Below are 12,991 nucleotides of genomic sequence, written 5' to 3'. Positions count from 1 at the left end.
TGAACGCAGCGCCGCTTCCGGCCGTACTCCCTGCATCGGGCCCGCTCGGCGCTCGCGATCGAAAGGCTCCACCATGACGAAGACGTCCCCCGCGCGGAACCGCGCCGGCCGCCGCCTGCTCTCCCTCGGCGGCATCACCGCCGTCGCCGCCGCCTCCTTCTTCGCCGCCGCGCCGGCCCAGGCCGAGACCGAGGTCGCCGAGCCGTCCTCCTTCACCAGCGCCTTCACGGTGATGGCGACGCCCGACCAGGTCGTGAACGCCGATTCCGCCGCGACCCCCGGCCAGCCCGGCGCCACGGGCGAGATGACCTTCCGGGTCAACAGCGACCTCGACGTCATCTGCTACGACATCACCCTCACCGGCGTGACCGGCGACTACCAGAGCCCCGCGAAGACCGCGACGCACATCCACCAGGCGGCGCTGGGCAAGGCGGGCCCGCCGCGCATCGCGTTCCCGAACCCGGCCCCGGTCGGAGACGGCCCCCGCACCAGCAGCGGCTGCCTGCAGGGCCCCTTCACCACGGGCATCCAGGCGAACGGGGCCGACACCGGCGCCGGATTCACGCTGAAGGCCCTCGAGGCCGATCCCGCCGCCTTCGCGGGCGACTCCCACACGGCCTCGTATGCGGCTGGCGTCGTCCGCGGCCAGCTCTCGCAGGTGCCGGTCGGCGGCCTCCAGACCGGTGGCGGCGCGACCGCCGCCGGGAGCGACGCCACGGGCCCGTCCGGTCTCGCCGCGATGGCCGGCCTCGGAGCCGTCGCCGCCCTCGGCGCGGCCGGAGTGGTCGTCGCCCGCCGGCGCACCGCCTCCTGATCGTGGGCACCCGGTCGAGGAGCGGAGCGGCGGCACTGTGCGCCGTGCTGCTCCTCGCGGGGTGCGCCGCCGCGGACGGGAGCGGAGGAGCGGAGACGCCCGCGAGCGCGCCCGCGCCTCCGGCCCTCGCTTCTGCTCCCCCGCTCACTCCTCCCCCGGTCCCCGCGCCCGACCCCGCCGCTGCCGCGCCTGCGCGCACCGTCGGCGTCGAGCCCGCCCGGCTGAGCGTGCCCGCGATGGGCCTGGACGAGCCGCTGATCGCGCTGGGCATCCAGTCGGACGGGGCGATGGAGGTGCCGGTGGACTACGACGACGTCGGCTGGTTCTCGGGAGGCGGGCGCCCGGGTGGCAGCGGCCGCACCGTGATCGCGGCGCACGTCGACTCGCGGTCCGGTCCCGCGGTCTTCTTCCGCCTCGGCGAGCTCGCCCCGGGCGATGAGATCGCGGTGAGCGGAGTGGACGGCTCCGACCACCGCTACCGGGTGACGGCGGTCGAGTCCCACGCCAAGGCCGCGTTCCCCACCGCCCGCGTCTTCGGCGCGACCCTCGAGGAGGAGCTGATCCTCGTGACCTGCGGAGGCGAGTACGACGCGGCGATCGGCCGTTATCGGGACAACCTGGTGGTGTTCGCCTCCCCGCTCTGAGGCCCGGCACGGAGGGGCGGCACAGAGGGGCGGCACGACCGCCCGGCATCGTGGCGCGGAACGGTGGCGCAGAGCACAGCACGAGTGCCCCGCCGGCGCAAGGGTCCGGGCGCGCGCACGCCGTGTGGTCGGATGGGGAGGGCCGGCCCCCCGCCGCCGCTCCCCTCCCGCTCCCCACCGCCGTGGCGCGGCCGATCCGACAGGACGCCCGTGTCCACCAGCCCCCGCCCCACCCTCTTCGCCCTGCCCGGACTCGGGCTCGACGGCCGCGCCTTCGACGCGCTCGGCCGCGAGCTCGCCGACGTCGCGGACCTCGTCGCGCTCGACCTGCCCGGTGGATCCGGGACCTCGCTCGAGGAGATGACCGCCGCCACGATCCGCCGGATCCGCGAGCACGACGCCTCCCGCTGGCTGCTCCTCGGGCACAGCATGGGCGGGAAGATCGCCTCCCTCGTGGCCTCGCGCACGGTCACCGGCCGCTCGGGCCTGTTCGGGCTCGCGGGCGTCGTGCTCCTCGCCGGGTCGCCGCTCTCGCCCGAACCGATGGAGGAGGAGCGCCGCTCGACCATGCTCGGCTGGGTCGACGACGGGCACCTCGACGAGGCGCAGGCGCGCGAGTTCGTCGACCAGAACGTCGGCTCGCCGCTGCCCGCCGACGCCGACGCGGAGGTGCTGGCCGAGCTGCGCCGCTACTCCCCCGAGGGCTGGCGGGACTGGCTCGAGCACGGCAGCCGCGAGGACCGCACCGGAGAGGCCGCCCTCGGGGCCGTGCCCGCGCTCCTGATCGCGGGCGGTGAGGACGGCGACCTCGGCGCCGACGCGCAGCGCCGCCTGAACGGCTCCCTCTACTCCCGTGCCCGGCTGCTCACGCTCGCCGGGGCGGGCCACCTGCTGCCGTTCGAGCGCCCGGTCGAGGTGGCGGCGGCGATCCGCCGGTTCTGGGAGGAGGAGGCCGGCACGGCGCCGTCGGTCCCGGCCGACGTCGGCGCTGCCATCGCCTCCGCCCGCACCTCCACGCGGGTGCGCGGGCTGCTGGCGGTGCGCGCGCTCGCCGACGACCCGGAGTACGCGCCGCGCGCCCTGACCGTCGCCCAGCTCGCGGAGCTGCGCGCGATCGCCGACCGGGTCGTCCCTCAGGAGGGCGGCCGGATCGACCTGGCCGCACGGGTGGACACGCAGCTCGCGAACGGCGAGGGCGACGGCTGGCGCAACGCCGACCTGCCGGCCGACCCGATCGCCTACGGTCTGGCGCTCGACGCCCTCCGGGGCTTCGCCGGCCTCGGCCCCGCCGAGCAGGACGCGCGCCTCACCGCGATCGCCGACGGCTCCGCGGAGCCCGGCGACCGCTCGGCCGGCGGGCTCGGTGCCGAGCAGCTGACCGCCTGGTTCGAGGACTGCCGCGTCGACCTCGTGAAGCAGTGGCTGGCGCACCCCGCGTCGATGGCGCGGATCGGCTACGACGGCTACGCCAGCGGCGGCGACACGCTGCCGCTCGTGACGGGCTTCCGCCTGCTCGGCGCCGACGACCGCGAGACCTGGGAACCGACGACGAGGAGTCACCGATGAACACGACCGGCATGCGCCGCTTCCCGCTCGACGAGACGGTCGACGCCGTCGTGATCGGCACCGGGGCCGGCGGAGCGCCCCTGCTCTCGGTGCTCGCCGCTCGCGGGCTGCGCGTCGTCGCCCTCGAGGCCGGGCCGCACGTCGATCCGCTCGGCCACACCGCCGACGAGACGGCGGCCGTCGAGATCAACTGGATGGAGGAGCGCCTCAGCGGAGGCGAGACCCCCACCGCCTTCGGGCAGAACAACAGCGGCCGCGGGGTCGGCGGCTCGACGCTGCACTGGGGCGCGTTCACGCCCCGCCCCGACCCGCGCGACCTGCGACTCCGGAGCGACTCCGGCGTCGGCCGCGACTGGCCGATCGAGCACGCCGAGCTCACCGCGTACATCGAGAAGGTGGAGGCGACGATCGGAGTGGCGGGCCCGGCCGAGTACCCGTGGGACCCGTCGCGCCGCTACCTGCAGGGCCCGCTCGCGCGGAACGCCTCGGCCGACATGATGCTGCGCGGCTGCGCGGCGATCGGGATGCGCGCGACCGATGCGCCCGCCGCCGTGCTCAGCGGCCCGCGGGACGACGGCCGGCCCTCCTGCGTCAACTGCGGCCAGTGCCATCAGGGCTGCCGGACCGGCGCGAAGACGAGCATGGACGTGACCTACCTGCCGGAGGCGGTTCGGGCCGGCGCCGAGATCCGGGCCGACTCGTTCGTGCACGGGATCGAGCTGGACGCCGCGGGACGCGTGTGCGCCGTGGTCTACACGAGCGGCGGAGTGGAGCACCGGCAGCGCTGCTCCGCCCTGTTCCTCTGCGCGGGCGGCATCGAGACGCCCCGGCTCCTCCTGCACACCGGCATCGCGAACAGCAGCGGCCAGGTGGGCCGGAACTTCCTGGCGCACGGGGCGACCCAGGTCTGGGGCACTTTCGAGAACGAGATGCGCGGCTACCGCGGCTACCCCTCCTCGGTGATCACCGAGGACACCGTCCGCCCGGCCGACGCGGACTTCGCGGGCGGCTACCTGATCCAGAGCCTCGGAGTGATGCCGCTGACCTACGCGACGACGCTCGCCCGCGGCGCGGGACTCTGGGGCAGCGCTCTGATGGACGCGCTCGACGGCTACCGCTTCGCGGCGGGCGTCGGGATCAACGCGGAGTGCCTGCCCGCCGACGGCAACCGGCTGGAGCTGACCGACGAGCTGGACGAGCACGGGGTGCCGAAGGCGCGCATCACGTTCTCGGCGGGCGCCAACGAGGAGGCGATCGACCGGCACGCGATCCGGACGATGACCGCGATCGTGGAGGCGGCCGGCGCGACGAGCACGCGGGTGATGGCGCGCACGGCGCACACGCTCGGCACCGTGCGGATGGGCACCGACGCGGGCGACGCCGTGATCGACGCGGACGGCCGCAGCTTCGACGTGCCGAACCTCTGGGTGTGCGACAACTCGGTGTTCCCGAGCGCGCTGATCGCGAACCCGGCGCTCGCGACGATGGCGCTCTCGCTGCGGACGGCGGACCGCTTCCTGGTGGCGTAGCGTCGCGGCGGCGGGACGGCTGCGGGGCGGGACGACGGGCGAGGTGCTCCTCCGCGTCGCCGACTGACCGCGCGGGCGTGCCCGGACTGCGCGCCCGGACTGCGCACCCCGCCGGATCAGCCGTGGGGCCGTGCGGGGCGCCAGCGCAGTCGCGAGACGCGCTGCCCGAACGGCGGCCCGACGCGACGGCGCTCGACGGCGGTTAGGCGCGCGCTGAGCTGCCGAGGTGCTGAGCTGCCGAGGTGCTGCATCGTGGTGGCTGAACGGCGGCATGGCGAACGGCGGCGGCACGGCCCTGGTGTCGGCACGGTGTCAGGCGACGGTGCGGCCCCGGTGACGGTCCGCGCCTCAGCGGCGGTGGTGCGGCGGTGGTGCGACGGTGCGGCCGCGTGAACCCGAGCGAAGGCGCAGATCCGAGCGTCAGTGGCGCGGCGGGAGGTCGCTGAGCACTCGCCTCCGAGCGACAGCACGGCCCGATCACCAGTGCGAACCCGCGCCATGGGCCGAACCCGCCCGACAGCCGATTCCCTCAGGGGTGCACGGCAGCACGGGAGCACGAAAGCACGGCAGCGCGGCAGCACGGCAGCACCGCAGCACCGCAGCACGGCAGCACCGCAGCACCGCAGCACGGCAGCACGGCAGCGTGTCAGAACGGCAGCGTGTCAGAACGGCGGCGGCCGGTCCTCGAACCTCGGGGTCGCGGGTGGGCCTGGACGGAGCCGTTCCTCGAGGCCCGGCGGGCGCGTGGTGATGCGGCGGCCGGTGGGGGTGGTCCAGTCGGCGGTGCCGTCGGGGTGGAGGACGTAGGTCCAGCGGTCGCCGTGCCGCACGTGGTGGTGGGCGACGCAGAGACTGGCGAGGTTGCCGGGGTCGGTGCCGCCGCCGTTTCGCCACTCGACGACGTGGTCGGCCTCGGCGCCCGCGGCGGAGCGGGTGCAGCCGGGGAAGCGGCAGGTCACGTCGCGGAGCTGGAGGAGGAGCCGCAGCTCGCGGTGCGGCAGTCGGCGTGTGCGCCCGACCGAGAGGACGGCGCCCGTCCGGGGCTCGGTCAGCACGCGGGTGACGGTCGCGGGGACGAGGCTCCGGGCGACGTCCGCCGGGATCGGGCCGTAGCCGTCGAGCTCGGCGGAGGCGTCGTCGGCGCCGGACGCGGTGCTCGCCGACAGGGTGACCCGCACCTCGGCGCGCACGCCGGTGACGAGGGTCGGAACGGGCCGATCGGCGCCGACCGGGTCGGGCGCCGTGCCGATGACGTCCGCCTCGCAGAGGAGGTCGGCCAGAGCGTCGGCTCGCAGCTGGGCGAGGGTCCGCTCGTCGCCCGCTCCGGAGATCGCGTCGACGTCGCACGCCCCGGTGATTCCGGTCGGCTCCGCCCCGGTCGTCCCGCTCGACTCCGCCCCGCAGGAGCCCGCATCCGTGGCGGCAGGCGGCTCCGCCCCCGCCGGCCCCTCGGCGCCGTCGCGGAGGATCCGGGCGATCCGGTCGAGGCGGCTGTACGCCCCCACGGCGACCGGGGCGGGGAGGAGGGCGCAGAGCGTCGCCATGCCGTCGACCTCGGGGGTCAGCCAGACCGCGCGGTCCTCGCGGGCACGTCGGTGGCGCTCGGCGAGGGGCTGCTCGTGGAGCTCCTCCCGCAGCCGCGCCAGAGCGCGCCGCAGCTGGGTCGGCGTGGTGCGGGCCGCGAGCTCGGCCGCCCGCGTATCGAACGCGGCGCGGGAGCCCGGAGGCAGGGTGGCCGCGACGGCGCAGACGACCTGGCCCGCCTCCCACCGCAGGCGCGCCCCGGCGAGGGCGGCGCGGGTGGTCGGCAGGTCTTCGACGAGGAGGCGCGCGTGGTCGAGCTCGCGGGAGGCGACCCGCTCGGAGACTCCGAGGGCGACGGCGAACTCCGCGCGGATCGACCGCTCGGCGAGGTCGCTCGACGCGTGCGGCGCCGAGCCGCGGGCGAACGACTCCGGATGCTCGAGCGCGGCCCGGTGCCCGGCGTGCAGCTCCTCGGCCGCGGCCAGGAGCAGCGGGGACGCCGAGCGGGCCAGCGCCGCGGCTCGGTCGCCGCGAGCACGCACCTCGCTGAGCACCGCCTCCGCTGCTGTGGACCCGCTGATCATCGTCATACGTGTATTCAATCGGCGACCACCGACACGGAAGCGACGGATCGTCATATCCGTGGAGAACCGGCGTGAAGCCCTCCTGTGGAGGGAGGGATCACCGCAGCCGACACCGCACATCCCCGCCGTCCTCGGGGCGGCGCGCGCAGGACACCGGCGCAACACCCCGCCACACGCACCGCCACACGCCCCCCGCTCACGCGAACCGCACCGCCACACACGCCCCCGCTCACCCGAACCGCACCGAACCGCCCCGCCTCACGCACCCCCGCACGCCCCCAGCCTCACGCGAACCGCCCCGCCACCTCCGCCAGGCACTCCCGGAACACCCGCACGGCCGGCGACGCCAGCTGCGCCTCGCGCTGTGCGGTGAAGATCGTGCGACGGGGCGTGCCGGGCAGCTCGAGGAGGCGGCAGTCCGGCGCCTCGCCCGCCCAGACCAGGTCGGGCATCAGGGCGACGGCGTGGCCGGAGGCGGCGAGGCGGATCTGCGCCTGCAGGTCGGCGGTCTCGAAGCGGACGTCCGGCTCGAAGCCCGCGACCCGGCAGGTCTGCTCGGCGAAGTGGCGGCTCGCGGTGCCGCGCGGCTCCATCACCCAGGCGGAGTCGCGGGCCGAGGCGAGGTCGACGACGGCGGAGTCGTGGCTCACGGCGAGGCGGATCGCGTCGGTCGTCAGGTCGCTGCGCACCAGTCCGGGCAGCCAGGAGGTCGAGTGGCCGGGGTACTGCTCGGCGACGACGAGGTCGAACTCCCGCGCCCACGACGTCTCGTGCAGCGCACCCTCGGGCTCGCGCTGCACCATCTCGACGCGCACCTCCGGGAAGCGGTCGGCGACGGCCCGGAGCGCGCCCGGCATGAGCGCGAGCGCGGCCGACTGGAACACCGCGACGCGCACCCGCCCGGTCACCGACTCCCCCGAGGCCGCGAGCGCCGCCTCCGCCCGCTCGAGCAGGGCCATCACCTCGCCGGCCGCTTCGACCAGGATCTCGGCCTGGGGTGTGAGCTGCACGCGCCGGCCCGCCTTCCGCAGCAGCTCGACGCCGGCCTCGCGCTCGAGCACGGCGAGCTGCTGCGAGACGGCGGAGGGACTGTAGGCGAGGGCCTCGGCCGCGGCCGCGAGAGTGCCGCGGATGGCCACCTCGCGGAGCAGGACCAGGCGGCGGACATCGAGCACGGCGTCTCTCCGATCGTTCAGCTGAGCTGACCGGTACCGGTAAGGAACGGTCGCTTCTGCTCAACGGTAGTCGGTCGAATACTGAAGGCACCCACCTCAGAGCAGAAGGACCGCACCATGACGGATCTCGCCAGCCCCGCTCTCGCCACCGGCCCCGCCGCCGACGGCCCGTCCGCCGATTCGATCGATCCCCGCCTGGTCGACGAGAGCGTCGCCCTGGTGCGGCGCTGGCTGCGCGAGGCGTCCGCGATCCCGATCGACGCCTCCGGGGCGCAGCTGGCGGGCGTGCTGAAGGACCCGGCCGGCCTGGACTTCACGGTCGGCTTCGTCGACGGCGTCGTCCGCCCCGAGGACACCCGCGTCGCGGCGGCGGCGCTGAAGGCGATCGCGGGCGGCGTGCCGTCCTTCCTCCCTGCTCCGATGCGCGGCGCGGTCGCCCTCGGCGGCGTCATGGCGCCGCTCCTCCCGGACGTCGTGGTGCCGATCGCGCGCCGGGTGCTGCGGCGGATGGTCGGCCACCTGATCATCGACGCGACCGACTCGCGCCTGGGCCCGGCCATCGCCGCGATCCGCCGCGACGGCGTCCGGCTCAACATGAACCTGCTCGGCGAGGCCGTCCTCGGCCGCGAGGAGGCCCACCGCCGCCTGGAGGGGACGCACCGGCTCCTCGCCCGCGACGACGTCGACTACGTCTCGATCAAGGTCTCCTCGAGCACCGCCCCGCACAACCCGTGGGCCTTCGACGCCGCGGTCGACGACATCGTCGAGGAGCTGGCGCCGCTGTTCGCCCGGGCCGCAGCCTCCTCGCCGCAGAAGTTCATCAACCTCGACATGGAGGAGTACAAGGACCTCGACCTCACCATCGCGGTCTTCACCCGCATCCTCGACCGGCCGGAGTTCCTCGGCCTCGAGGCCGGCATCGTGCTGCAGGCCTACCTGCCGGACGCGCTCTCGGCGATGATCCGCCTGCAGGAGTGGAGCGCCGCCCGCCGGGCCGGCGGCGGCGCCGGCATCAAGGTGCGCCTGGTGAAGGGCGCGAACCTGCCGATGGAGCAGGTCGAGGCCTCGGTCCACGGCTGGCCGCTGGCGACCTGGAGCAGCAAGCAGGACTCCGACACGAACTACAAGCGCGTCGTCGACTACGCGCTGCACCCGGAGCGGATCCGCAACGTGCGGGTCGGCGTCGCCGGGCACAACCTCTTCGACGTCGCGTACTCGTGGCTGCTCGCCGGCACCCGCGGCGTCCGCGAGGGGATCGAGTACGAGATGCTCCTCGGCATGGCCCAGGGCCAGGCGGAGGCGGTGCGCCGCACGGTCGGCTCGCTCCTGCTCTACACGCCGGTCGTCGCGCCGGCCGAGTTCGACGTGGCGATCGCCTACCTGATCCGCCGGCTGGAGGAGGGCGCGTCGAGCCAGAACTTCATGTCGGCCGTCTTCGAGCTCGAGGCCGACCCGGCGCTCTTCGCGCGGGAGGAGGAGCGGTTCCGCGCCTCCGTCGCCGCCCTCGACGGGGCCGTCCCCCCGGCGCACCGCGTGCCCGACCGGTTCGCCGCGAGCGGCCGTCCGGGACCGGGCGACTTCCGCAGCACCCCCGACACCGACCCGTCCGTCGCCGCGAACCGCGAGTGGGCGCAGGCGATCCTCGCGCGCGTCCCCTCCTCCCGGGCCGGCGCCGACGCGATCGAGGCCGCCACGATCGGCACCCTCGACGAGCTGGAGTCGGTGCTCTCCGGCGCCCGCGGCAGCGGCTGGAGCGACGTCCCGGCCGAGGAGCGCGCCCGCATCCTGCACCGCGCGGGCGACGAGCTGGAGGCGCGCCGCGCCGAGCTGCTCGAGGTCATGGCGGCCGAGGGCGGCAAGACCCTCGACCAGGGCGACCCCGAGGTCTCGGAGGCCGTGGACTTCGCCCACTACTACGCCGAGCGCGCCCTCGAGCTCGACGCGGTCGACGGCGCCCGCTTCCACCCGGCCGCGCTGACCCTGGTCGCTCCGCCGTGGAACTTCCCGGTCGCGATCCCGGCCGGCGGCGTCCTCGCGGCGCTCGCGGCCGGCTCCGCCGTGGTGCTCAAGCCCGCCGGTCCGACCGCGCGCTGCGGCGCCGTGGTGGCCGAGGCGCTGTGGGCGGCGGGCGTGCCCCGCGAGGCCCTGCGCCTGCTCCGCCTGCCGGAGGAGGCGCTGGGGCGCGACCTGATCGCCTCCCCGCAGGTCGACCGCGTGATCCTCACCGGCGCCTACGAGACGGCGGAGCTGTTCCGCTCCTTCCGGAACGACCTCCCGCTGCTCGCCGAGACGAGCGGCAAGAACGCGATCGTGGTCACCCCCTCGGCCGACCTCGACCTGGCGGTGAAGGACGTCGTGGCGAGCGCCTTCGGGCACGCGGGCCAGAAGTGCTCCGCCGCCTCGCTCGTCGTGCTGGTGGGCTCCGTCGCGCGCTCGAAGCGGTTCCGCGCGCAGCTGCTCGACGCGGTCTCCTCCCTCACGGTCGGCTACCCGACCGATCCCGCGACGCGGATGGGGCCGGTGATCGAACCCGCCGAGGGCAAGCTGCTGCGCGGCCTGACCGTGCTCGGCGCCGGTGAGACCTGGCTGCTGCAGCCGCGGAGCCTCGACGACTCCGGACGCCTGTGGAGCCCCGGCGTCCGCGACGGCGTGCGCCGCGGCTCCGAGTTCCACCGCACCGAGTACTTCGGGCCGATCCTCGGGATCATGACGGCGGCGACCCTCGACGAGGCGATCGCGATCGTCAACGAGGTCGACTACGGGCTCACCTCGGGCCTGCACGCGCTCGACCCGGAGGAGATCGGCACCTGGCTCGACGGGATCGAGGCGGGCAACCTCTACGTGAACCGCGGGATCACCGGGGCTATCGTGCAGCGCCAGCCGTTCGGCGGCTGGAAGAAGTCGGCGGTCGGCCCGGGCACCAAGGCGGGCGGACCGGACTACCTGCTCGGCCTGGGCTCCTGGACCGCGGCGCCGTCGGAGGCGACCGCTCCGGTCGTCGGACCGGCCGCCCGCCTGCTCGCCGCGTCGCGCGCGGAGCTCCCGGCGCAGGAGCAGGCCGCGGTGGAGCGGACGGCGCGCAGCTGCGCGGCGGCGTGGGCCGCGGGCACTCCTCGCGACCTGACGGGGCTGGAGGCGGAGCGCAACGTCTTCCGCCGCCTGCCCTACGACTCCGCCGTGCTGGTGCGCCTGGCCGCCGGGGAGCCGCTGGGCTCGCTCGTGCGGGTGGCCGTCGCGGCGGCGACCGCGCAGGCACGGGTGGTCGTCTCGAGCGCCGCGGCGCTGCCTCCGCAGCTCGCCGCCGGTCTCGACGAGGCGGCCGGCGCCGTCGTGGTCGAGGACGACGCGGCGTGGGAGGCGCGGGTGCGCGCCCACGGCGCCGGACGGGTGCGCCTGCTGGGCGCCTCCGCCGCGACGGTGACGGCCGTGACGGGCGGGCGCCCCGACCTCGCGGTCTACGCCGGCCCGGCGACCGAGGCGGGCCGGCTGGAGCTGCTGCCGTTCCTCCGCGAGCAGGCCGTGTCGATCACGGCCCACCGCTTCGGCACGCCGGACCACCTCACGGACGGGCTGCTCTGACCGGCGCGGTCCGACCGGCGTGATCCGACCGCCTGCCGCGAGATGCCGCTCCGGTACGCCCGCTCCGGTGTGTCGCCACCGGAGCGGCGTCTCGCGGAGAGGGCGACGGAGGGACGACGGGGCGGAGAGGGATCAGCCGCAGGCCGCACGTCAGTCCGCGTCAGCTCCGCGACGGGGCCGCAGGGGTGGAGCGCGCGTCGTTGCTGGTGCGCGTGCCCTCCGGGAGGAGCGCGGCGCGTCCCACGCCCGATCGACGGCGGCGGCCGGGGTCAGCAGGATGTGCGCATGACCCGCCAGGAGAACGGCCGGCGCACCGCCGCGCCCGCCCGCGCGCCACGCACGCGGCCGACCGTCGGCTCCGCCTTCGATCCGCGGTCGAACAGCATCAACGCCCTGCGGCTCGGGCTGGCGGTCCTCGTCATCGTGTCGCACTCCTTCCCCCTCGGCGGCTACGGCGACGACCCCGGGTTCGGCGGCTCCACCCTCGGCGCCTGGGCGGTCGGCGGGTTCTTCGCCACCTCCGGCTTCCTGATCACCGCGAGCCGGCTGCGCTCGCGATCGCTGGTCGACTTCCTCTGGCGGCGCTTCCTCCGCATCTATCCCGCCTTCCTCGTCTCGCTCCTGGTCGTGGCCTTCGTCGCCGCACCGCTCGCGTCGCTCCTCCTCGGAGCCGGCGAGTACAGCGCGGCCGGGGCGGTGCGCTTCGTGGTCGCCAATGCGGCCCTCTACATCCGGGAGTACGGCATCGCGGGGATGCTCGGCTCCGTGCCCTACCCGGGCGCGTGGAACGGCTCGCTCTGGAGCCTGTTCTACGAGTTCGTCAGCTACGTCGTGATCGGCCTGCTCGTCTCCCTGGCGCCCGCGCGCTGGGTGCGCCCCCTCGTGGTCGCGGGATTCGCGGGCCTCACCCTCGTCGCGGCGGTGCTCGCGACGGACCTCGTCCCGTTCCCGGCACCCCTCAACCAGACGGTGACGCTCGTCGGGTACTTCCTCGCCGGCGCGCTCGTGCACCTGTACCGCGACCGCCTCCCCCTGACGGGCGCACTCACCGCCGTCGCGGCCGTGCTGCTCGTCCTCGTGATCGCGACCGGCCTCTACCGCGTGCTCGCCGGCCTCCCCCTCGCCTATCTGATGGTCGCGCTCGGCGCCCGGCTCCCCCTGCGTCGAGTGGGCGCGACCCACGACGTCTCCTACGGGATGTACATCTACGCGTTCCCCGTGCAGCAGCTGCTCTCGCTGGCGATCGTCGGAGCCGGAGCCGCCGTGCCGCTCTGGGCGTACATCGCGCTCTCGGTCGCAGCGACGGTCCCCCTCGCGTGGGCGAGCTGGCTGCTGGTCGAGCGCCCCGCGATGCGGCTGAAGCGCCTCACCGCCCGGGCTCCCGTCGACGTCGAGGGCCACGTCCTGCGCTGAGGCCCGGAGCCGAGAGCACGGAGCCGAGAGCCCGCGGCCGAGAGCCGAGCCGAGAGCACGGAGCCGCGAGCCCGGAGCCGTCCTCGCACATCCGCCTGCCCGCAGCCGTCCATGCCCGGTCGCGCCCCCGGAGCCGCCGTGCCGCTCTGGGCGTACATCGCGC

At 75.5% G+C, this 12,991-nt stretch carries 8 protein-coding genes; 6 read left to right on the top strand and 2 right to left on the bottom strand.

Annotated elements, in window-relative coordinates:
* The first annotated feature begins 73 nt into the window (after positions 1-73).
* From C5C46_RS15430 to C5C46_RS15415, 4 genes are all read left to right on the top strand, one after another.
* Positions 74-814: a CHRD domain-containing protein gene (locus C5C46_RS15430; RefSeq protein ID WP_104227340.1), complete on the top strand. Its 741-nt coding sequence runs from the start codon at positions 74-76 to the stop codon at positions 812-814.
* Between the two features lie 2 nt (positions 815-816).
* Complete coding sequence (locus tag C5C46_RS17385) at positions 817-1,458, top strand: class F sortase (RefSeq protein WP_104353823.1); 642 nt, start codon at positions 817-819, stop codon at positions 1,456-1,458.
* 210 nt (positions 1,459-1,668) lie between these two features.
* The gene (locus C5C46_RS15420) at positions 1,669-3,024 is read left to right on the top strand and encodes an alpha/beta hydrolase (protein ID WP_181136541.1); all 1,356 of its coding nucleotides are present in this window, start codon (positions 1,669-1,671) and stop codon (positions 3,022-3,024) included.
* Positions 3,021-4,553, top strand: a complete 1,533-nt coding sequence (locus tag C5C46_RS15415; protein WP_104227337.1) for a GMC family oxidoreductase — start codon at positions 3,021-3,023, stop codon at positions 4,551-4,553. Before C5C46_RS15420 ends, C5C46_RS15415 begins: the two co-directional genes overlap by 4 nt.
* Before the next feature lie 662 nt (positions 4,554-5,215).
* On the opposite strand, the gene C5C46_RS15410 is transcribed toward C5C46_RS15415, so the two are convergent.
* Both C5C46_RS15410 and C5C46_RS15405 read right to left on the bottom strand, forming a co-directional pair.
* Entirely contained in the window at positions 5,216-6,667 is a 1,452-nt protein-coding gene (locus C5C46_RS15410) for an HNH endonuclease signature motif containing protein (protein WP_181136540.1), read from the bottom strand.
* 278 nt (positions 6,668-6,945) lie between these two features.
* Positions 6,946-7,836, bottom strand: coding sequence for a LysR family transcriptional regulator (locus C5C46_RS15405; RefSeq protein WP_104227335.1), 891 nt, complete (start codon positions 7,834-7,836; stop codon positions 6,946-6,948).
* Between the two features lie 117 nt (positions 7,837-7,953).
* On the opposite strand from C5C46_RS15405, the gene C5C46_RS15400 reads away from it, so the two are divergent.
* Together C5C46_RS15400 and C5C46_RS15395 are read left to right on the top strand one after the other, a co-directional pair.
* Positions 7,954-11,415, top strand: a complete 3,462-nt coding sequence (locus C5C46_RS15400) for a bifunctional proline dehydrogenase/L-glutamate gamma-semialdehyde dehydrogenase (RefSeq protein ID WP_104227334.1) — start codon at positions 7,954-7,956, stop codon at positions 11,413-11,415.
* 285 nt (positions 11,416-11,700) lie between these two features.
* Positions 11,701-12,828 carry an acyltransferase gene (locus C5C46_RS15395; protein WP_181136539.1) on the top strand — a complete coding sequence of 376 codons (1,128 nt, stop codon included), beginning with the start codon at positions 11,701-11,703 and terminating at the stop codon, positions 12,826-12,828.
* The last annotated feature ends 163 nt before the right edge of the window (positions 12,829-12,991 follow it).

It is taken from the genome of Rathayibacter sp. AY1E6, assembly GCF_002931115.1.
Classification (GTDB): domain Bacteria; phylum Actinomycetota; class Actinomycetes; order Actinomycetales; family Microbacteriaceae; genus Rathayibacter.
The sequence above is the reverse complement of the archived record's forward strand: the minus strand, read 5'-3'. Positions and strand labels throughout refer to the sequence as shown.

Coding starts and splice junctions, on each gene's coding strand:
- C5C46_RS15430 (WP_104227340.1), top strand. CDS start 74: ATGACGAAGACGTCCCCCGCGCGGAACCGCGCCGGCCGCCGCCTGCTC.
- C5C46_RS15415 (WP_104227337.1), top strand. CDS start 3,021: ATGAACACGACCGGCATGCGCCGCTTCCCGCTCGACGAGACGGTCGAC.
- C5C46_RS15395 (WP_181136539.1), top strand. CDS start 11,701: ATGACCCGCCAGGAGAACGGCCGGCGCACCGCCGCGCCCGCCCGCGCG.
- C5C46_RS15410 (WP_181136540.1), bottom strand. CDS start 6,667: ATGACGATGATCAGCGGGTCCACAGCAGCGGAGGCGGTGCTCAGCGAG.
- C5C46_RS15400 (WP_104227334.1), top strand. CDS start 7,954: ATGACGGATCTCGCCAGCCCCGCTCTCGCCACCGGCCCCGCCGCCGAC.